Origin of the sequence: Pseudarthrobacter sp. NPDC058119 (assembly GCF_042884655.1) — a bacterium.
Classification (GTDB): Bacteria; Actinomycetota; Actinomycetes; order Actinomycetales; family Micrococcaceae; genus Arthrobacter.
Map to the genome: position 1 here is coordinate 251,454 of NZ_JBHVTN010000005.1, position 23,025 is coordinate 274,478.

Genomic DNA, 23,025 nt, shown 5'->3' on the forward strand with positions numbered 1-23,025 from the left:
CCTCCAATCCCCGCGACCCGCCCGCCTTCGAAAGGACCAGCCGTGAAAATCATTGCCGCCGATGTGTTTGTTACCAGCCCTTCCCGGAATTTTGTGACCCTCCGGATCACGACCGAGGACGGGGTGACCGGCATTGGTGACGCCACGCTGAACGGCCGTGAACTGGCTGTTGCCGCGTACCTGAAGGAGCACGTGGCGCAGCTGTTGATCGGCAAGGACGCACACCGGATTGAGGATACGTGGCAGTTCCTGTACCGGTCCTCGTACTGGCGGCGCGGCCCGGTGACGATGGCGGCCATCGCCGCGGTGGACATGGCGTTGTGGGACATCAAGGGCAAGGTGGCCGGGATGCCGGTCTACCAGCTCCTCGGCGGTGCATCCCGGAACGGCCTGCGGGCGTACGGCCACGCGTCGGGTTCGGACATTGAGTCCCTGTTCGACTCCGTGCGGGAGCACTTGGAACTGGGGTATAAGTCCATCCGGATCCAGACAGCCATCCCGGGGATCAAAGCGGTCTACGGGGTGGCTGCCCAGGCCCAGGCTTCGGGGGAGCGGTACGACTACGAACCCGCCGGGCGCGGTGCGTTCCCGCAGGAGGAGGACTGGGACACCCGCGCCTACCTGCGGCACCTGCCCACGGTCTTCGAGGCGGTCCGGAACGAGTTCGGCCCGGAGATCCCGCTGCTGCATGACGGGCACCACCGGATGACGCCGATCCAGGCGGCGAAGCTGGGCAAGGCGCTGGAACCGTATGACCTGTTCTGGCTGGAGGACTGCACCCCGGCGGAGAACCAGGAAGGGTTGCGCCTGGTGCGGCAGCACACCACCACGCCGCTGGCGATCGGGGAGATCTTCAATACGGTGTGGGATTACCAGACGCTGATCAAGGAACAGCTGATCGACTACGTCCGGGCCGCGTCCACGCACTTCGGCGGGATTTCGCCGTTGAAGAAGGTGATGGATTTCGCGGCGCAGTACCAGATCAAGTCCGGGTTCCACGGGCCCACGGACATTTCCCCGGTGGGGTTCGCGGCGCAGCTGCACGTGGGCCTGGCGATCCATAACTACGGGATCCAGGAGTACATGCAGCACTCGGCCAAGACCAACGAGGTCTTCGAGCAGTCCATGACGTTCGTGGACGGGTACCTGCACCCGGGCGACAAGCCCGGGATCGGCGTCGAATTCAACGAAGAAGCCGCCGGAGCCTACCCCTACCAGCAGGCCTACCTGCCCTACAACCGCCTCGTCGACGGAACCGTCCACGACTGGTAACAGCAACCACGACTGGAAAACCGGTAAGGAATAAGCAATGACAAAGCACCGCATCATCGTCATGGGCGTCTCCGGCTGCGGGAAGACCACCATCGGCGATCTCGTGGCCCGCGAACTGGGCATCCCGTTCCTGGACGGCGATTCCCTGCACCCCGTGGAGAACGTGGCCAAGATGGCCGCCGGTACTCCGCTGACCGACGAGGACCGCTGGCCCTGGCTCGCAACCGTGGGCGCGGAACTGGCCCAGGCCGGCGACGGCGGACTGGTCCTGGCCTGCTCGGCCCTTCGCCGCAGCTACCGCGACGCCATCAGGGAACAGGCCCCGGACACCATCTTCCTGCACTTGAACGGCAGCAAAGAGGTCCTGGCCCAGCGTCTCGAGGGCAGGTCAGGGCACTTCATGCCCGGCACGCTGCTGGACTCGCAGCTCGCCACACTGGAACCTCTCCAGGGAGACGAGCGGGGCGTGGTGGTGGACATCGCCGCGCCCGTCCCGGGCGTGGTGGCCTCGGCACTTAAGGGGATCGCCGCCGTCGTACCTTCACCCAAGGCAGTGCAGGGCACTGCTCCCCGGCAGTTCGACGTCGACCTTTCCGCCGCCCCGTTCAATCTCGACGTCGATGCCATCGCCTGGGTGGAGGGCACCCTTGGCGCCATGACGCTCGAGGAAAAGATCGGGCAGCTGTTCATCAACCACAACAACGATTACTCACCCGAGTACCTCGACGGCGTGCTGGACACGTACCACGTGGGCGGCATGCGGTACCGTCCGGGGCCATCCGCGGCCGTGCAGGAACACATCCGCTACGCCCAATCTAGGACCCGGATTCCGCTGCTGATCGCGTCGAACCCGGAGATGGGCGGCGCCGGCAGCTGCGACGACGGCACTTTCGTCTCCACGCACCTGCAGGCAGGATCGCACCCGGACAAGAGCATTGCCCGGCAAATGGGGCAGGTGGCCGGCGTCGAGACGGCGGCCCTGGGCTGCAACTGGGCTTTCGCGCCGATCGTGGACATCCACTACAACTGGCGGAACACCGTCATCTCCACACGTTCATTCGGCAATACCCCGGAAATCGTGGTGGAACGCGCCAAGGAATACTTCGACGGCATCAGCGAATCACCCACGGCCTGCGCCATGAAGCACTTCCCGGGCGACGGGATTGACGAGCGCGACCAGCACGTAGTGACGTCCTACAACACCCTCCCCTATGAGGAATGGGACCGGACCTACGGCCACGTGTACCGGGAGATGATCGCGCATGGCGTGCAGTCCATCATGGTGGGCCACATCGGGGCGCCGGAGGTTTCCCGGCATTTCCGGCCGGAACTGTCCGACGCGGAGATTTTGCCCGCCACGCTCTCGCCCGAACTGCTGCAGGACCTGCTGCGCGGGGAACTTGGCTTCAACGGACTGGTGCTGACGGACGCCTCGCAGATGGTGGGCCTGACGCAGGCGAAGAAACGCAAGGACCTGGTTCCCGCCACCATCGCAGCCGGCTGCGACATGTTCCTGTTCTTCCGCAACCCGGCCGAGGATTTCCAGTACATGCTGGACGGCTACAAGTCCGGGATCATTACCGAGCAGCGGCTCCACGATGCGCTGCGGCGGATCCTCGGGCTGAAGGCTTCGCTGGGGCTGCACCTGAAGGCCGCCGACCAACTGGTGCCGCCCGCTGAGGCGCTTGCCGTCATTGGATCTGCTGCGCACCGTTCGGTGGCCGCGGAGATCGCAGACAAGACTGTGACGCTGGTCAAGGACACGGCCGGCAACCTGCCCATCACCCCGGAGACCCATCCCCGCATCCGCCTGTACGGAATCTCCGGCGGGGCCGACTTTACCCGTGCCGACCCGCTGGCCTATCTGGACGTGGTCAAGGAGGAACTGGAAGCTGCCGGATTCGAGGTGCACCTTTTCCGCACCGCTGAGCAGCGTGAGGCCGCGGGGGAGACGGGCGTGAACTTCATGTCGATCATCTCCGAAGAGGCCACGGGGGACTACCCGGACAAGTACGACGCTGCGTTTGTCTTTGCCAACGTGAAGGGTTTCGCGCAGGAGGCAGCCATCCGGATCAAATGGTCCTCGCCCATGGCAGCGGAAATTCCCTGGTACGTCACGGAAGTGCCCACCGTATTCGTGTCCCTCAACCAGCCGAACCACCTGATCGACGTGCCCATGGTCAAAACAGCCATCCACGCCCATGCCGGGACTCGGGAAGCGATCCGCGCCGCCGTCGATAAGATCCAGGGGAAGTCCGAGTTCCAGGGCACATTCAACGAGAACGTGTTCTGCGGGTCCTTCGACACCCGGCTGTAGGAGTTCCGTCTATACGCTGGCCGGGGAAACGGGAGAATCGCTCCTGTTTCCCTGGCCAGGCTTGGAAACGCCGGACCGCCACATCGGGGCTTTCGACCCTGCGTCAGGCAACGGCATGGCTTGTAGGCTCCACGAATCCGGATTCCAAGGAGCCAGCCATGCATACTGAGATGCCTCGTTTCCCTGCCTCCATGGAGCCGCCGCCGGGGCCCAGGCGCGCGGCCGGCGGGGCCGGAACCCGCTTGGCAGGAATTCTCGGAGCGGTGGCGGCGGTGGGGTTCTGCACCCACTCGGTCCTGCCCCGGGCACTGGGGACGTGGGGGACAACGGAGCCGGAACGTTCAATGGCACTTCCCGGCGACGAACTGATACCCCGGCCCGACGACGTGCAGACCATGGCAGTAACTGTCTCCGCCCGCCCGGACGAAGTCTGGCCATGGCTCGTGCAGATGGGGGTGGACCGCGCAGGCCTGTACTCCTACACCTGGGTGGAAAACGGGTTGCTCCGCCTAGGCGTCAGCAATGCGGACAGGGTGCATCCAGAGTGGCAGGACCTGAAGGTGGGAGACATCATCGCCTTCACGCCCGAAGGTTACCCGGGCGGGCGGCGCGGGCCGCGTGTTGTGGACATGCAAAGCGGGAGCCACTTGGTTCTGGATTCAAGCCCCGGCGCTCCACCAGGGACGGTCACCGGGACGTGGCAATTCGTCCTCCGCGATGCCGGCGACGCCGGTACCAGGCTGCTGCTCCGGACGCTGACGGGCCCTGGGCGGCCACTCAGTCTTCGCGTAACGGACTTCCTGCTCCGGCCCGGCTACCTCGTCATGGACCGTGCCATGCTGCTTGGCATCAAAAAACGCGCCGAGGACGGGGCACAAAGGAAGCCGCCGCCGTCGACACCGCTCTGACCGCGGCGCCCTCAATGCTCCGCTTCGGCGGCCCTGCCCGGCAAGCCGGTTGGGGCACCCTGCTCCGACAACCAACGCATGGCCTCGCCCCGGTCCGTGAAGTAGGCAGTGGGAGTCAGTGACCGCTGGGAAAACGCGGCCACCACTTTGCCCATTGGCCCGTCCCCCATCAGGGCGACGGCGGAGAATCCGAGGTAAGCGTTCATGCCGGCCCTGGCTTCCGGCGTCAGCCCGGCAACGCCGGCGAGATCAACCAAGAGGGGCAGTACCAGGCCGCCGCTGAGGCCGTCCAGGACCCGGGCGGCACGTACCGCAAGCTCATACGTTATGTGGACGTCGGGCTTCCACTCCAACTGCAGCACGCCCCTGTCGCAAGAGGCCGCAAAGTATTCGTTCATTCCCGTCCTGGATTCTCATTCGGCGCTTGTCTTCCAGACACCTGACTCGTTGGGCCTTATTCTGCCTGATGGCTGCGACAATCGGTCCACCAGCGGTGATACCTGATGTTGCTCCACTGCCAGTTCTCTGCTGTATAGGTTGGACCAGTGGACATTTCTCTCGAACTCGCTGATGGCATCGTCCTGCGTCCAGTCCGGGTCGGTGACGAGGGCCCACTCGCTGCGGCCTTCCAAGCGAACCGGGCCCACCTTGCACCTTGGGAGCCCGTCAGGGCGGAGGAGTTCTACACTGTCGAAGGCCAGCGCGAGGTGATCAGGAGAAGGCAGGCCGACCTTGACGCAGGGGCAGCGCTGTCCATGGTTTTGTGTGCTGGAAAAGAACGGTTTTGAGGCCTACGGCACGGCGCGCGCCTACCTTCGGATAGCCGGCCGGTGGCAGGACCACCGCATGTACCAGCGGATTCTCTGACTGCCGCGCGCTTCCATCTCCGGCTCCGCCTGTCCGCTGGGCAGCATCCGGAGGGCTTTTTATCGCCGCGGCGCCACGTGCGAAGATGTCGGCCGGACCCGCGAACGGACGGGAGCGGGGCGACGTCGATGAGTGGAGGCCATGTGCGCGCAATTGTCTTGGACCAAATAGCAGGGCCGCTGGCCGTCCGCGAGGTTGGGGAGCCACAGGTGCCGGCGGACGGCGTCGTCATCAGCGTGGTCGCCACCGGACTGTGCCGCAGTGACTGGCACGCCTGGGCCGGTCACGACGATATTGCGCTGCCGCACGTTCCGGGCCACGAGTTCGCTGGTGTCGTGGCCAGTATCGGTCCGGGCGTCACGAAGTGGAGGGTCGGCGACCGCGTTACCGCCCCGTTCGTGGAAGGGTGTGGCGCCTGTGAGTGGTGCCTCGCCGGCAATGCCCAGGTCTGCCCGGACCAGCAACAGCCGGGCTTCACGCACTGGGGATCTTTCGCCGGGCAGGTAGTGATCCACGCTGCCGACACAAACCTCGTGGCGGTTCCCGACGGGGTCAGCTTCGAGGCGGCCGCCAGCCTGGGCTGCCGGTTTGCCACCGCTTACCGGGCACTGACCGGCAGGGCCGCCCTCAAGGCCGATGAATGGGTCACTGTCATCGGGGCAGGCGGGGTCGGGCTCAGCACCGTCATGATCGCCAAGGCGCTCGGCGCCAAAGTCATTGCTGTTGACCGGAACACGGCCGCCCTTGAGGTGGCTGAGCGCCTCGGCGCGGACCACGTCCTGGTTGCAGACGGTTCAGACATTCCGGCGCAGGTGCACGCGCTCACGGGAGGGAGCCATGTCTCCGTCGACGCCGTCGGCAGCGAGCAGACGTGTGCCGATGCTCTCCTGAGCCTGCGCCGCCGCGGCCGGCACGTCCAGATCGGGCTCCTGCCGCCGGTGGAGGGCCACCCCCGTGTGCCCATGGCGCGGGTGATCGCCTGGGAACTGGACGTCTTTGGAAGCCACGGGATGGCCGCGGCGGACTACCCCGGAATGCTCGCCTTGATTGAGTCGGGAACGCTCGAACCGCAGAAGCTGATCGAACGCGTGATTGGGCTGGAGGAGGCTGCAGGGATGCTGCCCCGGCTTGATACTGCCAATGTTGCGGGCATGACGATGATCGATCCGACCCGCTGAACCCTTCGGCGCCGACCGGCGGTGGTCCACTTCGCGCGTCACCGAGGGTTCTTCTCCATAAAGAAAGGCCCTGTTTCCCCTCTGAGAGGGGAAACAGGGCCTTTCTACGTGGCGGTGACGGTGGGATTTGAACCCACGTTGGCTTTTACACCAAACAACATTTCGAGTGTTGCACCTTCGGCCGCTCGGACACGTCACCAACCTCAATAGGGTACCGGAGCAAGGCCTGCATCCCCAAAACGGCGCTCGCCAAGGCATTGCTCGGGCCGCCGGGTTTGATTGTCGTACCCCCTTGTCATGATGGGTTTATGGGGATGGCAGCGGTGGCTCAGGCTTATGCGGATATTCGTGCTGCGCTTGCTGTGCTGGCTGCTGAGGTGGACGGGGACGGTTCCGAACCGTTTTCTGTGGGTGATCCGTTGGCTGGTTTGGCGGATGGTTGCCTGGACATTCTGGCTGGTGCCCGTGAGGTTGAGGCCGGGATCGCGGCTTTGAAGGCCAGCGCGGCTGTGGCGTATGCGGAGAGCGCCGCTGTTGTTGCGGGCCCGGGTGTGCCGGTGCAGGGGCAGGAGATGGCGGTCGCGGCGGAGGTCGGGTGCGTTTTGGCGTTGGGGCCGCGGGCGGCGTCATCGTTTCTGGCGACTTCCCATGCGGTGGTGAAGGAACTGCCGTTGACGTTGAAGGGGCTGCGGGCAGGGTCCTTGTCCTGGGGCCATGCGGTGGTGATGGCGGATGAGGCGGCGTGTCTTGATGCTGGTGGGGCGGCGGCGTTGGAGGCGCATTTCATGGACCCTGACGTTCCGGACCGGGCACGGGGGTGCCCGATAGGGGACATGCCGGCGCACCGGTTCAAGGTCAAGGCGCGGACGTGGCGGGAACGCCACCACGCCGAAAGCATCGAAAAGCGCCACGCCAAGGGAGTGGCCGACCGGCGGGTGGAGTTCCGGCCGGACCAGGACGGGATGGCCTGGCTGTCCGCGTGCCTGCCCGCGGACCAGGCACTGGCGGGGTGGAACCGGCTCACCGCGGCCGCCCGGGGCGTGCAGGGCCCGGGCGAGGGCAGGACCCTGCCCCAACTCCGGGCCGATACCTTCACCGACGCGATCCTTGGAAGCAGCGGGGGCGCCGATACCGGCACGGGGACGCTCGACGGAGCGGAGCCCCAGTCTTCGCCGGTCCGGGCGCAGGTGCTGGTCACGGTCCCGGTGTTCGCGTTGATGGGCCTGACGGACGAACCGGCGGTGCTGGACGGGTACGGTCCCATCCCGCCGTCCATGGCCCGGGAGCTCGTGGCGAACGGGGCAAAGTCGTTTTACCGGGTGCTGGTGGATCCGCGGGACGGGGCACCGCTGGAGATCGGCCGGACGAGTTACCGGGTCACCGGGCCGATGCGGGCCTGGCTAAGGATGCGGGACGGCAAATGCCCGTTCCCGGGGTGCAGCAACAACTCCCTGGATAACGAGGCCGACCACATTCTCGCCTGGGCCAAGGGCGGCACCACCGGGATCAGTAACCTGGGTCAGCCCTGCCCGAAGCACCACAGACTCCGCCACACCACAGGCTGGAAACCCACCCCCTCCACGAAGAACGAGCCACCCGGCTGGACCTCACCCACCGGCCGCCACTACCCCAGCGAACACCAGGACTGGGAACCACCCCGATGGCCCTCGGGATTCCTGCAAGGTGAGAAGTCCTTGCCAAATGCTCACATCATGCCTGGCGAAGAGACAGCGCCCACAGAGCCGAGCCTTGCCCAAAAACGCAGCCTCCTCGAAGAAGCGCTTCTCCAATACCTTGTCTCTTGAAGCCACGAAGCCCGCCACGCGCCGTCGGACTTTCCCCGCCGACATGCGTCCGGATAGATTCATCAGCAAGATGACAAATTCACAGACTCCGATCCACGCAACCGCATACTGGACCACCGCGAAGGAGCATGGCGAGCTCAGGGCCGAGGACGTGCCCGCTCCCGGACCCGGTGAAGCGTTGGTCCGTGCGCTCTACTCCGGCATCAGCAAGGGCACCGAAATGGTGGTCCATGCCGGGGCGGTGCCGCCGCGGGTCGCTGAGGAAATGCGGGCCCCGCACCAGGAAGGCCAGTTTCCCGGACCCGTAAAATTCGGCTACCTGTCGGTCGGAGTCGTCGAGGAAGGGCCCGAGGGGTGGAAGGGCCAGCGCGTTTTTTGCCTGAACCCGCACCAGGACCTCTACGTGGTCCCGGTGGAATCCCTGACCAGGATTCCCGACGACGTTCCCTCCCGGCGGGCGGTCCTCACCGGGACGGTGGAAACGGCGGTCAATGCCCTGTGGGAAGCCGGGCCAAGGCTGGGGGACAGAATCGCCGTCGTCGGTGCCGGGCTGGTGGGTGGCATGGTGGCCACGCTCCTGCGCACCTTCCCACTGCAGCGCCTGCAGCTTGTGGATTTGGACGCGGGAAGGAAGCAGCTCGCGGATACCGTGGGCGTGGACTTCGCGCACCCCGACGACGCCCTGGCCGACTGCGACATCGTGTTCCACTGCTCGGCCTCGCAGGAAGGCCTCGAACGCAGCCTGCAGCTGGTCGGCGATGAGGGCGACGTCATCGAAATGTCCTGGTACGCCAACCGGGAGGTCACGGTCCCGCTGGGGGAGGACTTCCACGCCCGGCGCCTGTCCATCAGGGCCAGCCAGGTAGGAACGGTGGCGCGGGCCCGGCGCCACCGCCGCACCAATGCCGACCGCCTGGACCTGGCAGTCTCGCTGCTCAAGGATCCCGTCTTCGACGCATTCCTGACCGGCTCTTCCAAGTTCGAGGACCTGCCCGGCGTCGTCCAAAGCCTGGCGGACGGCACCCTGGAAGCCCTGTGCCACGTCGTCGAATACCCCGCCCCAAAGCAAGCACCCAGCCCAGCCGCCCACCACCCCGAAAACTTGAGGTAACCCATGTTCAGCCTGACTGTCCGCCGCCACTTCATGATCGCCCACAGTCTTCCGCGTGAAGCCTTCGGGCCAGCACAAGGACTCCACGGGGCAACCTTCGTGGCCGAGGTGACCTTCCGCCGCCGCGCCCTGAACGAAGACGCGATTGTCCTGGATATCGGCGCCGCCGGAACCATTATTGAGGAAGTCCTCGCCGACCTGAACTACAAAAACCTGGACGAGCACCCGGATTTCGGCGGCAAGCTCACCACCACGGAGGCGCTGGCCGAGTACATCGCGAACAAAGTCGCCAACCGGATCAAGGACAGCGACGACGGCCGTGAACTCGCGGGCCTCGATGTCACCCTGCGCGAAAACCCGGATGCGTGGGCCTCCTATTCCTTGGACATCACCGCCTGACCATGCGCCATATCCGGCTGCTGGTGCCCGGCAACATCCGCCACAGCTCGGGCGGCAACGTCTACAACGCGCGCCTGGTTGCAGGGCTGCGGGGACTCGGCGCGTCGGTGGACGTCATCAGCATCGAGGGAGCATGGCCGAAGGCTGACATCGGGGAACGACGCCGGCTGGGGAACCTTCTTGAGGGAAACGCACACCCTGCAGTGGCGATCGTCGACGGGCTGGTGGCCGTTGGTGCGCCTGAGGAACTGGAAGCCGCGGCAAGGGCGGGACAAGAAACATGGGTTCTGGTGCATATGCCGGTGCCTGAAAGTTCGGGCGAATCAGCCCTGGCCGATGAAGCCAGGGCTCTCCGGGCAGCAGCGGGGGTGATCTGCACCAGCACCTGGGCGGCGACTGTACTTGCCGGGAGAGGCCACGGGCACGCACACGTCGCCCTGCCCGGGGTAGCACCCGTAGCCCAAGCTTCCGGTTCAACGCCCCCGCACCTGTCCGTGGTGGCCGCCCTGCTGCCTAACAAGGACCAGTTGCTTGCCGTGGAAGCACTCGCCCAAATCCAGGACCTGCCATGGACCGCATCCCTGGTGGGCTCGGACCAGGCAGACCCCGACTATGGGCGGGAAGTCCAGGCCGCCATCATCGCCCACGGCCTGCAGGAACGGGTCCGGCTCACCGGGGAGCTGACCGGTGAAACGCTGGAAGCTGAATGGGCGCGGACCGACCTCAGCCTGTTGCTGTCCCGCGCGGAGGCATTTGGAATGGTGGTTACCGAGTCCGTAGCCCACGGCATTCCCGTCGTTGTCCGGGAAGGGACAGGGGCAGTGGAGGCGCTGGGGCTGGCAGGTATAACAGCGGCCGACGGCGGCCCGCGCCTTCCCGGGGCAGTGCTGCCACTTCCGGAAACCGGGCACGAGGGCCCTGGCCTGCTGGCCGGCGTCCTGCGCCACTGGCTCCAGGACCCGGACATGAGGGAAAGCTGGCGGGCAGCAGCGCTGGAAGCGCGGACACGCCTTCCGGACTGGAGTACTACGGCACGGGAAGTGCTGGGCCTGCTGGCAGGTCGGGACTGAAGAAGGACCGGAGACCGGGCCGACTGCAGACTAGGGCTGCGGGGTATTGCTGCGGTGCCCCGCGAAAAACTCCCGCAACAATACGGCGCACTCCTCCTCGCGGACTCCCGGGTACACCTCAACCCAGTGGTTGAGCCGGCGTTCGCGGAGGATGTCGAACACCGAACCGGCTGCCCCGGCCTTTTCGTCCCAGGCCCCGAACACCACCCGCGGGATACGAGCCAGGACGATCGCTCCGGCACACATGGCGCAGGGCTCCAGCGTGACCACCAGCGTGCAGTCGGACAACCGCCAGCCGTCGCCGTTGGCGCCGCCAAGCCGTGCCCGTTCCTGCAGCCGGGCCGCGGCCTCCCGGATGGCCACTACTTCGGCGTGGGCCGTTGGGTCGCCCAGTTCCTCCCGCTGGTTCCGGCCGGAACCCAGCACCCCGCCGTCGGGCCCCAGCACCACGGCACCGATGGGAACGTCCTCCGTGGCGAGTGCCCGGCGCGCTTCCGCCAACGCAAGGCCCATCCAGGCATGATGTTCTTTATCGGGCAACGGCATGGCTCAATGATAGTTTCGAGGATACTCAGGTTACTTACCGACGCCGGGAGGCACCATGGACACTCTTCGGGATCGCCTAGGTCTCTGGTTCAAGCCCTATGCGGCTCTGGTCCTCACCATCCTGGTGGGCGGTGCGATCATCGTATCCCTGGCCTTGCTGGGCGCCGAGGTGTACGACAACGTGGTGGATTCCGCCGGCCTGGCCAACCTGGACAAGCCCGCCCTGGCCCTGTCTGAAAGCCTGCGCAGCCCCGGACTCGACGCGTTCGTAACCGGCTTCACCAATATCGGCGGCGGAGTCGGCATGCCCATCCTCGCCAGCATCCTTACTGCCTGGCTGACCTTCCTCAGCCGGAACTGGCGGCCCCTCATCCTGATCGGCGGCGCTGCGGCCGTCTCCATCATGGCCACGACGTTCGGCAAGAAACTGGTGGGCCGCACCCGCCCGGACCACGCGGACGCGGTACCCCCTTACGAGGATTCACCGTCGTTCCCCAGCGGCCACACCCTGAACACCACCGTGGTGATCAGCCTGGTGGTGTACCTCATCTGCCTCCAATTCCAGGCCACGGTGGTCCGCGTTTCAGCCATCACGGCGGGCACGCTCTTCATCATCGCCATGGGGCTGAGCCGCGTCTTCCTTGGCCACCACTGGCTGACCGATGTCATGGCCGGGTGGCTGCTCGGCCTCACCTGGGTGGGTGTGGTCATTCTGGCGCACAGGTTGTTCCACCTGGTGCGCAGGCGGGAGCATGCCGGTGCGGCGCCGTCGTTCGACCGTCCGATCGTCCGCGACGTTGTGGCCGAGGAAGTGCACCACAGGGGCGACGACGGCAGTGAGCACGCCCACGGCGGCCACAACAAGGACACCGCCGGATGATACTTTTGGGGGATGCGTACTCTCGTTGTTGACCACCCCCTGGTCGCCCACAAGCTCACCGTCCTGCGGGACAAGAACACGCCGTCGCCTGTCTTTCGGCAGCTGACGGAAGAGCTGGTGACGCTGCTGGCGTACGAAGCCACGCGGGAGGTCCGCACCGAGCCCGTCACCATCGAAACGCCTGTCAGCACCACCATCGGTACGGCGTTTACCAAGCCCACCCCGCTGGTGGTTCCCATCCTGCGGGCAGGCTTGGGCATGCTGGAAGGCATGACCAAACTGGTCCCCACCGCCGAGGTGGGTTTCCTGGGCATGGCCCGGGATGAGGAAACACTGGACATCATCACCTACGCCGAGCGCCTCCCCGAGGACCTGACCGGCCGGCAGGTGTTCGTCCTGGACCCGATGCTGGCCACCGGCGGTACGCTGCGCGAGGCCATCAAGTTCCTGTTCAAGCGGGGCGCGTCCGACGTCACCTGCATCTGCCTGCTGGCGGCTCCCGAGGGCCTGGCCAAGCTGGAGGAGGAACTGGGCGATGCAAACGTGCACATCGTCCTGGCCTCCATCGACGAGAAGCTCAACGAGAAGTCCTACATCGTTCCGGGGCTGGGCGACGCCGGGGACCGCCTCTACGGCATCGCCGGGTAGCCTCCCCTTTCCCGCACCGGTTCCCGCCGCTAGCCTGTGCGGATGGACTGGAAACTCGAACTTGCCTTTGTCCCTGTCTCCGACGTTGACCGCGCCAAGGATTTCTACGTCAACAAGGTGGGCTTCAACGCCGACTACGACGAGCGGCCTTCGGACGACATCCGTTTCGTGCAGCTGACGCCGCCCGGTTCAGCCTGCTCCATCTGCATCGGCGAGGGTCTGACCGACGCACCTCCCGGCAGCGGGTCAAACCTGCAACTGGTGGTCAGCGATATCACCGCGGCGCATGACTTCCTGAAAACCAACGGCGTGGATGTCAGTGACGTGGACGTCCAGGACTGGGGCCATTTCGTGTACTTCGCCGATCCGGACGGCAACAAGTGGTCAGTGCAGTACATCCCGTGGCGGAACGCCGGGGCAGTCGCTGCCGAAAGCTCTGCTGCACAAGGCGGCGCCGGCCAAGGCAACGCGGCACAAGGGAACTCTGCACTGGGCAACTCTGCGCATGGCAGCTCTGCACAAAGCCCTGCACCTTAAACCGCTGCGGGCCGCATCCCTGTGGATGCGGCCCGCAGCGGTTTGCGGTGTTCCCTGCCGGGCCCACGCCCAAGGCGTACGACGGCGGGGAGCCGGGACGCGTCGTCGGGCGTCCGTTAATACCGGAAAGCCTCAGCTGGAAGCGCCGCTTCGCCGCGTTGCGGCAGGGGAGTGGTGCCTAGTACCAGTTGTGCGCCAGGTGGAAGTTCAGCGCGCCGCAGGGGGACTGGTAGCTCTTCTTGATGTAGTCCAGGCCCCAGTTGATCTGGGTGCGGTAGTTGGTGAGGTAGTCCGCGCCCGAGCTGGCCATCTTCTCGGCCGGGAGGGACTGGACGATTCCGTACGCCCCGCTGCTGGGGTTGGTAGCCGTGGTGGTCCAGTCGGATTCCTTGGTCCACAGGGTCTGCAGGCACTGCATTTGGTCCGGTCCCCAGCCGAAGGTGGCCAACTGGCCGGCCGCGTAGGCCTGGGCGCCGGCGGGATCGTTCACCGCGACGGCGGGTGCAGGCTCGGGTGCGGGTGCGGGTGCGGGTGCGGGGGCAGGTGCCGGGGCTGCCGGTGCGGGAGCCGCAGGAGCTGCTGCCGGAGCCGGTTCAGCCGCCTGCGGGGCGACGCTGATGGCTGCGGGAGCGGGGCTCTCCACCGGGTTGGAGCGGATTTCGCTCTTCTCGATGCTCATTTGGGCGTCGGCTGCTGCCGTGTTTGACTGGGTGGAAGACGCCGGGGTCATGTTGCTGGTGGCCTGTCCGGCCGCGCCTACCCCCACCAGCACCGCGCACGATGCCGCAAGGACGGCGGCGCGCTGGCCCCAGGTGGTCTTCTTGGCCTGCTGCTTGGCTTTGTGTTTAGCCTTGGCATGCAGGCGTGCTTCTGCCGTGTTTTTGGACATGATTGATCGCCTCTCACACCTGCGGAGTTAGCTGTCGGGTTCGGATGAGGGCATCCGGCCACACGGAAAGAAATCACGTGCTGGCTTAACCCCAAGGGCAGTCATTGCCCGGGACGGTGGGTCCCCCGCCTCTGCCGTTGCTCAATCGGAATCCGGGGAAGCGGCAGAGCTTGGCGTCAACCCGGGATATGCGGCCCGAACGGGGACCGCACCCAATCGACGGTACACGAAGATTAAGAGGAAGTCACATTTAGGTAACGGAAGTCACGGATCCAGCGCGTCGGTTTGCCGCCGTGGCAAAGAGGATTGAGGCGGTCCGGCCCGTAAGCCCTTCGGTTCGGGCCGGACCGCATCGCTACTGGCCTGCCAGGGCGTACACCGTGGTGCCACCTATGCTCTGCGACTGGAAATTGGCTGCCACCCACTCAGCAATCTGGGTTGCTGCATCCGAGCCGCTGGTGGAGCGCATGGTCCCGCCCGCGATGAAGAAATGGATCTTGCCCTGGGACACCAGCTCCTGGAACTGCGCGAGCGTGGGGGAGGGATCGGTGCCGTTGAAGCCGCCCACCGCCATGACCGGAAGTTCGGTTGCCAGTTGGTAGCCGGCGGCGTTGTTGGAACCAACCACGGCGGCGGCCCAGGTGTAGCCCGATGCCCCGGCCTGGAGCGCGGTGACCAGGTCCGCCGACGGCGTGGGGGCACCCAGGAGCCCACCCATGACTCCGCCTCGGTTCCCGGCGAACCCCGTGCCGCCTTGGGTACCTGGCTGTCGGAAGGTTTGTCCCGGAGTGCCCTGTCCCCGAGTGGCCTGTCCCGGAGTGCCTTGGGCTGTGTTCCCCGTGCCCGTGCCATTGGGGCCGAATCCGTTCCGGTTAACCCCGGTGCCGCCGGGCGCGCCGCCGGGCCCCGCACCGAACCCTGACGTGGGTCCTGCGCTGACGATTGCCCCGCTGTGCGCCGTCGCTGCCGTGGAGACGGAATAGGCCAACGGCCCGGCGAGCGACGCTGCAATGGCGAGCGCCGCCGTCGTCCGCTGCAGGGAGTGGCGGCCCATGAACCTGGTGAGGCCCACTCCGGCTGCCGCCGCCAGGCCCGCCGCCAGCACCAGCCAGCGCAGCCACGGACCGTAGGCCGATGTGGTGCCCAGCAGGGAAAACGCGGTCAGGGCTGCCGCTGCGACGGCCGCCGCGAGCAGGATTGCAGCGGCCGGCTGCTGCCGGTGCTGCCACAGGAGGACTGCGCCCAGGCCGGTAAGTGCCGCAATTCCCGGCGCCAGCGCCACCGCGTAATAGGGGTGGATGATGCCGGCCATGAAGCTGAATACCAGGCCCGTCACCAGCACCCACGAGCCCCAGGCCACGACGGACGCACGCACCTGATCAGTCCGCGGCGCCCGCCGGCCCACCCACAGCAGGCCTGCCGCAAGGATCAGGGCGGAGGGAAGCAGCCACGCTATCTGGCCACCGAACTCGCTGTTGAACATCCGGAACAGGCCGGGCACGCCCCACCCGTTGGCGCCGCCCACGCTGCCTGTTTCGTCGCCCGTCAGTCGGCCCAATCCGTTGTAGCCAAGGGTGAGCTCCAGGATGGAGTTGTCCTGCGACCCGCCAATATACGGCCGCATGCCGGCAGGCGTCAGTTCCACCGCCGCGAGCCACCAGCCGGCGGACACCACCATCGCTGCCCCTGCGGCGGCCAGCCGCAGGAACCGCCGGCCCAGCCTGCCCGGTCCGGCAACCAGGTAGGCCAGGGCAAACCCGGGAACCACCAGCAGGACCTGCAACTGCTTGGCCAGGAAGCCGAAGCCCAGGAACACGCCGGCCAGCAGGAGCCAGCGCAGCCGGTCCTGCTGGATTGCCCGGAGGACCCCGTACGCGGCCGCAGTCATGAGCAGCACCAGCAGGGCGTCAGGGTTGTTGAACCGGAACATCAGCGTGGCAACCGGCGTGAGGGCAAGGACGGCCGCCGCCAGCAACCCTGCCCGGTGGGCGAGCGTGGCGTCACCGGTGGCCTGCACCGTGGACCGGCGCACCGCAAGGTGGAGCAGCCAGGCGGCCCCGACCCCCATCAGCGCCTGCGGAACCAGGATGCTCCACGGGTTCAGTCCGAAGATCCGGACAGACAATCCCATGATCCACAAAGATGCCGGCGGCTTGTCCACCGTGATGGAGTTGGCGGCGTCCGAGGAACCGAAGAACCAGGCGGTCCAGTCCTGCGATCCCGCCTGGGCCGCGGCCGAATAGAACGCGTTGGCCCAGCCGGAGGCGCCGAGGTTCCACAGGTACAACACGGCCGTTCCTGCCAGTACCGCCGCCAGTTCCAGATGCCGGCGGAGTGCCAGGGGATCCCGCGGACGTCCGACGGACTTTGTTCCGCCGTCCCCCGCAGCCCGGGTCTTGGCGGCCCGGGCTTCGAACGCGCGGGGTTCGGCCGGGCGGGGTTCGGCCGGGCGTGCCCCGGAGGGCCGTTCAACGCCGGTTGCGGTGCTTGGGTATGGCTGGGTCGGGTAGTGGCTGGCCATGGCGTGCTACTCCGCCAGGCGGTAGACGGTGGAGCTGCCCACAGTCTGCGCCTGGAAGTTTGCCTGTACCCAGGCGGCTACCTCGGAGTTGCCGCCGCGGCCGCCCATGCCGCCTCCACCCATGCCGCCGCCCTGGATGTAGTAGCCGATCTCGCCCTTGGACACCATGTCCTGGAACTGGGCGAGCGTGGGGTACGGGTCCCCGCCGTTCCAGCCGCCCAGCGCAATGACGTTGGTGTTCGTTGCCAGTTCCAGGCTGGCTGCCTGGCTGGCGCCGGAGACGATGGCGGACCATTTGGTGGTGGTGGAGGAGAGCAGCGCGGTCAGCGCGGCGTCGGCCGTCCCTTCACCGCCGGGGCCACCGGCTGGACCACCAATTCCATTGGTGGGGTCGAAACCGTTCGCCGGGTCGAAGCCGTTACTGCCGGCGGCGCCGTCGGTTCCGGCGGCCGCGTCACTTCCGCCGGCTTCGTCCGTGCGGTCGGTGCGGTCGCCGCGGAAGCCTGCGGCCCGGTTCCCAAAGCCGCCTGCCGACGAACCCGCGGGCCCCGACGTCGGTATGGAACCCGAGTGGGCGGCAGCCGCGGTGGCCAGGGTCCAGGCCCCCGTGCCGAGTCCGCCGGCCAGCAGGGATACGACGACGACGGCGGCCGCACCTGGGCGCCGGAACCGTGCGCCCGCCCCCAGTGCGTCGAGGCGGAGCAGGATCCCTGCAGCGGCCAGGACACCGAGGACGATCACGGCGATGCGCAGCCAAGGGAGCCACGCGGCATCCCGGCCCAGGAGCACGCCGGACCAGAGGGAGGTACCGAGGACCGTCACGGCCAGCACGATCCGGGCCGGCCAGTAGGCACGGCCCCGCCAGAGTTCCACGGCGCCGATGCCAATCAGGGCAGCGATCGCAGGGGCGAGCGCCACGGAGTAGTAGGGGTGGACGATGCCGCTCATGAAGCTGAAGACTCCGGCGGTGACCAGCAGCCAGCCGCCCCACATGATCAGTGCTGCCCGGCTCCGGGAGGTGCGCGCTTCACGCCGCGTGAACCACAGGCCGGCCACCAGCAGCACCAGGGCCGCGGGCAAGAGCCAGGACACCTCGCCGCCGAAGCTGGTCCCGAACATCCGGAGCAGGCCGGCGGCACCGCCGAATCCGCCGTTTCCACCGCCAAAGCCACCACCCCCGGGACCGCCGGCCCCTCCTCCGCCGCCGCCGGGCATCCCCTCACCCGAACCGGTGATTCGGGCCAGCCCGTTGTAGCCGAAGGTCAGTTCCAGGAAGCTGTTGGTAGTGGAGCCGGCCATGTACGGCCGGTCAGAGGACGGTGTCAGCTGGAACAAGGCCACGTAGCTGCCGGCCACCACCACAATGCCGCCGAGCGCGCCCAGCAGGTGGACCACCCGGCGCCCCACCGTGGCCGGTGCGGCCCACAGGTAGGCCAGTGCGAGGGCCGGTACCACCAGGAATCCCTGCAGCATTTTGGTGAGGAACGCCAAGCCAATCACGGCGCCAGCCGCCACCAGCCACTTCCAGCCCGCACGCTCGATGGCCCGGGTGGTGAAGTACGCCGCCAGCACCAGGCACAGGGTCAGCATGGCGTCCGGGTTGTTGAACTTGAACATGAGCGCGGCAACGGGCGTGAGGGCCAGGGCGCCGCCTGCCAGCAGGCCTGCCGCCGGCCCGGACACCCTTTTGACCGCCAGGTAAAGGACGCCGACGGCGGCTACGCCCATGAGCGCTTCGGGCACCAGCATGCTCAGGGACGAGAAGCCGAAAATCCGGCCGGCGAGGGCCGGGATCCACAGCGCCGCGGGTGGTTTGTCAACGGTGATGGCGTTTCCGGCGTCGAGCGAGCCGAAGAGGAACGCGGTCCAGTCCTTGGTGCCAGCCTGGATGGCTGCGGCGTAGAACGAGTTGCCGTAACCGGTTGCTGCAAGGTTCCACAGGTACAGGACGGCGGTGGCCACGAGGAGCCCGGCAGCGGAAGGCCGGACCCAGCGCGGTTGGTTTCCGTAGGCGTAGCGCTTCCAGCGGGACGTGGTCCCGGCGGCAGCCCCCTGCAGGTCCGGGCCCGCAGCAGGGGCTGGCGTGCCGGCAGCGTGGCCGGCGGGTGAAATGGTGGAGGTCATGATGCTGCCGTTTCTGTGGAGGGGATGGCGTGGGTGCCGGCTTCGGTGTTTTCGCCGGTCTCCGGTGCCGGAGCGGTGGTGCCGCCCGTGCCGCCGGTTGTCGCCCGCGGCGTCCGTTCCCGGAACACCCAGAGCCGGAAAAGCAGGAACCGCACAGCCGTGGCCGCCAGGTTCGCCGCGACGACGGTGAGGACTTCCGCCCACCGGTCAGGCGTCGTCGTCCGGTGCACCAGGGCAAGTGCCCCGGAGGTGAGCACCAGGCCGATGCCGAACACGATCAGCCCCTCGAAATGGTGCCGGACCGGGTTGCCGCCCTGGATGCCGAAAGTGAAGCGCCGGTTGGCTCCGGTGTTGGCCACGGCGGTGATCAGCAGCGCCAGGAAGTTTGCCAGTTGCGGATCCATGAAGCCGCGGCAGAACAGGAAGATCAGCAGGTAGGCAAGCGTCGAGGCGGCACCGATGGCGGCAAACCGGACCAACTGGCCGAAGAGGCTGCCGCGGCGGGTCTGTTCATCGGCCCGCGACGCCGCGGGAAGCGGCCCCCTGGCCAGGGCGGCGCGCAGTTCCGGGACCGGGATCCGGCCATAGACCAGGTCGCGGGTGAGCCGGGCCATCCCACGGATGTCGGCCAGTGCCGTGCGGACCACGTCAACGCTGGAATCGGGATCGTCGATCCAGTCAACCGGGACCTCATGGACGCGCAGGCCGCAGCGTTCGGCCAGGACCAGCAACTCCGTATCGAAGAACCAGGAGTTATCCACCGTGTAGGGGAGGATCTGCTGTGCGACGTCGGCCCTGATGGCCTTGAACCCGCACTGGGCGTCGCTGAACCGGGCAGCCATCAGGGAGTGGAGCATCAGGTTGTAGCTGCGCGAAATGAACTCCCGCTTGGGCCCGCGGACCACCCGGGAGTTTCGGGTCAGGCGGGTGCCGATTGCCAGGTCGGAGTGCCCGGAAATCAGGGGCGCCAGCAACGGTGGCAGGGCTGCCAGGTCGGTGGAAAGGTCCACGTCCATGTAGGCCAGGACGGGGGACGGGGAAGCCAGCCACACTTTCCGCAGCGCATTCCCGCGGCCCTTCTCATCCAGGTGGACCACCGTCACCTCCGGGAACTCGCGGGCCAGCCGTTCGGCGATCTTAAGGGTTCCGTCCGTGCTGGCGTTGTCGGCCACGGTGATCCGGAAAGTATGCGGGAAGGTGTCCAGCAGGTGTCCGTGGAGCCTGCGGAGGCATTCCTCGAGGTCGCGCTCCTCGTTGAAGACGGGGATGGTGACATCAAGGACGGGGACGGCGGTGCGCGTGTCCACGGGGGCGCGCCGTACGGCACGTCCCCGGGAAGGAAGGCCCGGCGGCGCCACCGCGGCGTCCTGCAGGGTTCCTGAAGTGGAGTCGGTGAGCGTCATGCATCAACAGTGGCGCCGCCGTATTTGTGGGCTTTAGGCGCAACCTGTGACGTGCCTGTGTAAGTCAACTGTGTCAGTCAGGACACGGGTGGAACGCCGGTCAGGATGCGGCGGAGCCGGCCGCCGGGAGGCGGACCGCGAATTCGGTCCTGCCCGGCCGCGAAACCAGTTCCACGGTGCCGCCGTGGGCGATGACGATGGATTCGACAATGGACAGCCCCAGGCCGGAGGAACCCTCGGAGCCGGACCGGGCGGCGTCCGCACGGGTGAAGCGCGAGAAGATGCTGCCCTGGAATTCGGCCGGGATGCCGGGTCCGTCATCGGTGACGGTGACCACCACGCTTCCGTCGGCCGAGCGCATCACGCCGGTGGTCACGGTGGTTCCCGCGGGCGTGTGTTTCCGGGCGTTGGAGAGCAGGTTTGCCAGCACCTGGTGGAGCTGGGTGGTGTCCCCGCGGACCGTGACGGGTTCGTCCGGCAACTGCAGCTGCCAGGTGTGGTCCGGGGCCATGACCTTCTCGTCGCTGACGGTTTCCACCACCAGCTGGGTCAGGTCAACGTCCGTGGTTTCGGTGGCCTTGCCCTCATCCAGCCGTGCCAGCAGCAGCAGGTCCTCCACCAGCGCGGTCATGCGCTCCGACTGGCTTTGCACCCGGCCCAGCGACTTCTGGCCGTCCTCGGTGAGGGGTTCGGTCATGCGCATCAGTTCGGTGTAGCCGCGGATGGCGGTCAGCGGGGTGCGAAGCTCGTGGGAGGCGTCGGCCACGAACTGGCGCACCTTCATCTCGCTGCGCTGCCGGGCTTCCAGGGCGCTGGAGACGTTGTCCAGCATCAGGTTCAGGGCGTGGCCCACGCTGCCCACCTCGGTGGTGGGATGCGCCGCAGACGCCGGCACGCGCACCGCCAGTGCCACCTCACCGGCGTCGAGCGGCAGCTTGGAAACCTTGGTGGCGACGTCGGACAACTGCTCCAGCGGCCGCATGGTCCGGCGGATCAGGGCAGTGCCGGCCAAACCGATCAGGACTAGGCCGCCCAGTGAAACCAGCACCATCGTGAGTACCAGCGAGGCCTCGGTGCTTTGTTTCATGGACAACGGCAGCCCCGTGATCACATCGCCGTACGGGGTTTCGGTGGCGAGCACCCGGTACCCGCCGTTGGATAGCTCGCGGTCCACCGGCAGGCCATCGTGGGGGAGTGCCTGCAGGGCGGCAACATCAGAGGAGGTCAGGGGCGTCCGGGTGAAGTCGGAGGAAAGGAAACCGGCCTCCCTGCTGATCTGGCCGTTTACCACCCGGGCATTCAGCGTTCCCACACTTTGCCCGCGCGCGTCGAGGGGATCGGGGCGGCCGGAGGGGTTGCCTTCGGGCGGGCGGCCGCGGGACGCCAGCTTCAGCTGTGCGTCCAGCTGGTTGGTGAGGACTACGTCCATCGAGGCATAGCTGGCAACGCCGATCGCGCTGGAGATTGCCACCAGGAGCACCATGGATAACAGGATCAGACGGGTGCGGAGGTGCCAGGTGGAGGGGTTGAACCAGGACCGGCCGGCAGGCCGGGGGACACCGGAAAGAGACACACGTTTCCTTTGGCTAGTCTGCGGGCTTGATGACGTAGCCTGCGCCGCGCACGGTGTGGATCATCGGCGGATGGCCCGCTTCGATCTTCTTGCGCAGGTAGGAGATGTACAGTTCCACGATGTTGGCCTGGCCGCCGAAATCGTAATCCCAGACATGGTCCAGGATTTGGGCCTTGCTGACCACGCGTTTCGGATTCTCCATCAGGTAGCGGAGGAGCTCGAACTGGGTTGCCGTCAACTGGATGTCGTCCCCGGCGCGGGTGACTTCCCGGGTGTCCACGTTCAGGACAAGATCCCCCACCACCAGCTCGGCGGTGTCCATGGCGGCCACCCCGGAACGCTGGACCAGCCGGTGCAGGCGGAGCAGGACTTCCTCCATGCTGAAGGGTTTGGTGACGTAGTCGTCCCCGCCGGCGGCCAGCCCCACGATCCGGTCCTGGACATCGTCCTTGGCCGTCAGGAACAGCGCCGGTACCTCCGGCGCGAAGGCGCGGATCCTGCCCAGCAGCTCCACGCCGTCGAACCCCGGCAGCATCACATCGAGCACGAGCACGTCCGGGTGGAAGTCCTTGGCGAGCTTGACAGCCGTGGGTCCGTCGGCGGCCACGGCCACCGACCAGCCGGACATGCGCAGGCCCATGCTCATCAGTTCGGACAGGCTGGGCTCGTCATCGACCACCAGGGCGCGGATGGGGGAACCGTCCGGATGGGTGAGCTGGGGAAGGTTGTTGGTCATGGGGTGCGGGGATGCCATGGGACAACTCTCCGATCTGTCGGTTTGCCGATGCTTTGCCAATGCTGTGTTCCGGCTGTGAGCTCCAGCCTAGCCACCTGTGGCCCGGGCGTGCTGGCTCCTTCCCGCGGGGCCCGGCCAGGTCACAGGCAGGCTTGGCTCGAAGCACAGCCTCCGCACAGCTAAGCGGCAGAGCCTGTTGGGACAACAGCATCACCACCAACAGCTACGACCTCCTGGAGGA

General features: G+C 67.0%; 19 protein-coding genes, 1 tRNA gene, 1 pseudogene and 1 riboswitch. Of the genes and pseudogenes, 12 read left to right on the forward strand and 9 right to left on the reverse strand.

Going from position 1 to position 23,025, the window contains the following annotated elements:
- Positions 1 to 42: 42 nt before the first annotated feature.
- The 3 genes from manD to ACFVTD_RS12965 all read left to right on the forward strand — a co-directional run bounded on the left by manD (position 43) and on the right by ACFVTD_RS12965 (position 4,497).
- A complete protein-coding gene (manD, locus tag ACFVTD_RS12955; RefSeq protein WP_387563374.1) occupies positions 43 to 1,272 on the forward strand; it encodes a D-mannonate dehydratase ManD in 1,230 nt (409 codons plus the stop codon).
- Between the two features lie 37 nt (positions 1,273 to 1,309).
- Positions 1,310 to 3,589, forward strand: a complete 2,280-nt coding sequence (locus ACFVTD_RS12960) for a gluconokinase, GntK/IdnK-type (RefSeq protein ID WP_387563377.1) — start codon at positions 1,310 to 1,312, stop codon at positions 3,587 to 3,589.
- A 158-nt stretch (positions 3,590 to 3,747) separates the two neighbouring features.
- A complete protein-coding gene (locus ACFVTD_RS12965) occupies positions 3,748 to 4,497 on the forward strand; it encodes a hypothetical protein (RefSeq protein WP_387563380.1) in 750 nt (249 codons plus the stop codon).
- Positions 4,498 to 4,508: 11 nt separating this feature from the next.
- On the opposite strand, the gene ACFVTD_RS12970 is transcribed toward ACFVTD_RS12965, so the two are convergent.
- Positions 4,509 to 4,895 carry a hypothetical protein gene (locus ACFVTD_RS12970; RefSeq protein WP_387563383.1) on the reverse strand — a complete coding sequence of 129 codons (387 nt, stop codon included), beginning with the start codon at positions 4,893 to 4,895 and terminating at the stop codon, positions 4,509 to 4,511.
- Between the two features lie 147 nt (positions 4,896 to 5,042).
- On the opposite strand from ACFVTD_RS12970, the gene ACFVTD_RS12975 reads away from it, so the two are divergent.
- Entirely contained in the window at positions 5,043 to 5,285 is a 243-nt protein-coding gene (locus ACFVTD_RS12975) for a hypothetical protein (protein WP_387563386.1), read from the forward strand.
- A 222-nt stretch (positions 5,286 to 5,507) separates the two neighbouring features.
- Entirely contained in the window at positions 5,508 to 6,542 is a 1,035-nt protein-coding gene (locus ACFVTD_RS12980; RefSeq protein WP_387563389.1) for a zinc-dependent alcohol dehydrogenase family protein, read from the forward strand.
- A 109-nt stretch (positions 6,543 to 6,651) separates the two neighbouring features.
- On the opposite strand, the gene ACFVTD_RS12985 is transcribed toward ACFVTD_RS12980, so the two are convergent.
- Positions 6,652 to 6,741, reverse strand: a tRNA-Ser gene (locus ACFVTD_RS12985).
- A 109-nt stretch (positions 6,742 to 6,850) separates the two neighbouring features.
- On the opposite strand from ACFVTD_RS12985, the gene ACFVTD_RS12990 reads away from it, so the two are divergent.
- The 4 genes from ACFVTD_RS12990 (at position 6,851) to ACFVTD_RS13005 (ending at position 10,927) form a co-directional block, all read left to right on the forward strand.
- Positions 6,851 to 8,347 carry a DUF222 domain-containing protein gene (locus tag ACFVTD_RS12990; RefSeq protein ID WP_387563392.1) on the forward strand — a complete coding sequence of 499 codons (1,497 nt, stop codon included), beginning with the start codon at positions 6,851 to 6,853 and terminating at the stop codon, positions 8,345 to 8,347.
- Between the two features lie 70 nt (positions 8,348 to 8,417).
- Positions 8,418 to 9,458 carry a dehydrogenase gene (locus tag ACFVTD_RS12995; RefSeq protein ID WP_387563395.1) on the forward strand — a complete coding sequence of 347 codons (1,041 nt, stop codon included), beginning with the start codon at positions 8,418 to 8,420 and terminating at the stop codon, positions 9,456 to 9,458.
- Positions 9,459 to 9,461: 3 nt separating this feature from the next.
- Positions 9,462 to 9,857: a 6-pyruvoyl tetrahydropterin synthase family protein gene (locus ACFVTD_RS13000; protein WP_387563398.1), complete on the forward strand. Its 396-nt coding sequence runs from the start codon at positions 9,462 to 9,464 to the stop codon at positions 9,855 to 9,857.
- Between the two features lie 2 nt (positions 9,858 to 9,859).
- Complete coding sequence (locus ACFVTD_RS13005) at positions 9,860 to 10,927, forward strand: glycosyltransferase family 4 protein (protein WP_387563602.1); 1,068 nt, start codon at positions 9,860 to 9,862, stop codon at positions 10,925 to 10,927.
- A gap of 30 nt (positions 10,928 to 10,957) precedes the next feature.
- Here ACFVTD_RS13005 and ACFVTD_RS13010 read toward each other — a convergent pair whose 3' ends face one another.
- Positions 10,958 to 11,473, reverse strand: coding sequence for a nucleoside deaminase (locus ACFVTD_RS13010; protein WP_387563401.1), 516 nt, complete (start codon positions 11,471 to 11,473; stop codon positions 10,958 to 10,960).
- A gap of 55 nt (positions 11,474 to 11,528) precedes the next feature.
- On the opposite strand from ACFVTD_RS13010, the gene ACFVTD_RS13015 reads away from it, so the two are divergent.
- The 3 genes and pseudogenes from ACFVTD_RS13015 to ACFVTD_RS13025 form a co-directional block, all read left to right on the forward strand.
- Entirely contained in the window at positions 11,529 to 12,353 is an 825-nt protein-coding gene (locus ACFVTD_RS13015) for a phosphatase PAP2 family protein (RefSeq protein WP_387563404.1), read from the forward strand.
- A gap of 12 nt (positions 12,354 to 12,365) precedes the next feature.
- Complete coding sequence (upp, locus tag ACFVTD_RS13020) at positions 12,366 to 13,001, forward strand: uracil phosphoribosyltransferase (protein ID WP_141158139.1); 636 nt, start codon at positions 12,366 to 12,368, stop codon at positions 12,999 to 13,001.
- 42 nt (positions 13,002 to 13,043) lie between these two features.
- Positions 13,044 to 13,418 (forward strand): annotated as a pseudogene (locus ACFVTD_RS13025) (glyoxalase superfamily protein); the annotation flags it as partial.
- A gap of 298 nt (positions 13,419 to 13,716) precedes the next feature.
- Here the strand turns inward: ACFVTD_RS13025 and ACFVTD_RS13030 are convergent.
- The 6 genes from ACFVTD_RS13030 to ACFVTD_RS13055 all read right to left on the reverse strand — a co-directional run bounded on the left by ACFVTD_RS13030 (position 13,717) and on the right by ACFVTD_RS13055 (position 22,802).
- Positions 13,717 to 14,427, reverse strand: a complete 711-nt coding sequence (locus ACFVTD_RS13030) for a hypothetical protein (protein WP_387563407.1) — start codon at positions 14,425 to 14,427, stop codon at positions 13,717 to 13,719.
- Positions 14,428 to 14,432: 5 nt separating this feature from the next.
- Positions 14,433 to 14,595, reverse strand: a riboswitch (cyclic di-AMP (ydaO/yuaA leader).
- A gap of 187 nt (positions 14,596 to 14,782) precedes the next feature.
- Positions 14,783 to 16,948, reverse strand: a complete 2,166-nt coding sequence (locus ACFVTD_RS13035; RefSeq protein WP_387563410.1) for an ArnT family glycosyltransferase — start codon at positions 16,946 to 16,948, stop codon at positions 14,783 to 14,785.
- 6 nt (positions 16,949 to 16,954) lie between these two features.
- Complete coding sequence (locus ACFVTD_RS13040) at positions 16,955 to 19,072, reverse strand: glycosyltransferase family 39 protein (RefSeq protein ID WP_387563413.1); 2,118 nt, start codon at positions 19,070 to 19,072, stop codon at positions 16,955 to 16,957.
- Positions 19,069 to 20,475, reverse strand: coding sequence for a glycosyltransferase (locus tag ACFVTD_RS13045; protein ID WP_387563416.1), 1,407 nt, complete (start codon positions 20,473 to 20,475; stop codon positions 19,069 to 19,071). The genes ACFVTD_RS13040 and ACFVTD_RS13045 overlap by 4 nt, the downstream gene beginning before the upstream one ends.
- Positions 20,476 to 20,575: 100 nt before the next feature.
- Positions 20,576 to 22,048: an ATP-binding protein gene (locus ACFVTD_RS13050; RefSeq protein ID WP_387563419.1), complete on the reverse strand. Its 1,473-nt coding sequence runs from the start codon at positions 22,046 to 22,048 to the stop codon at positions 20,576 to 20,578.
- Between the two features lie 13 nt (positions 22,049 to 22,061).
- Positions 22,062 to 22,802, reverse strand: coding sequence for a response regulator transcription factor (locus ACFVTD_RS13055; protein WP_387563422.1), 741 nt, complete (start codon positions 22,800 to 22,802; stop codon positions 22,062 to 22,064).
- Positions 22,803 to 23,025 lie beyond the last annotated feature (223 nt).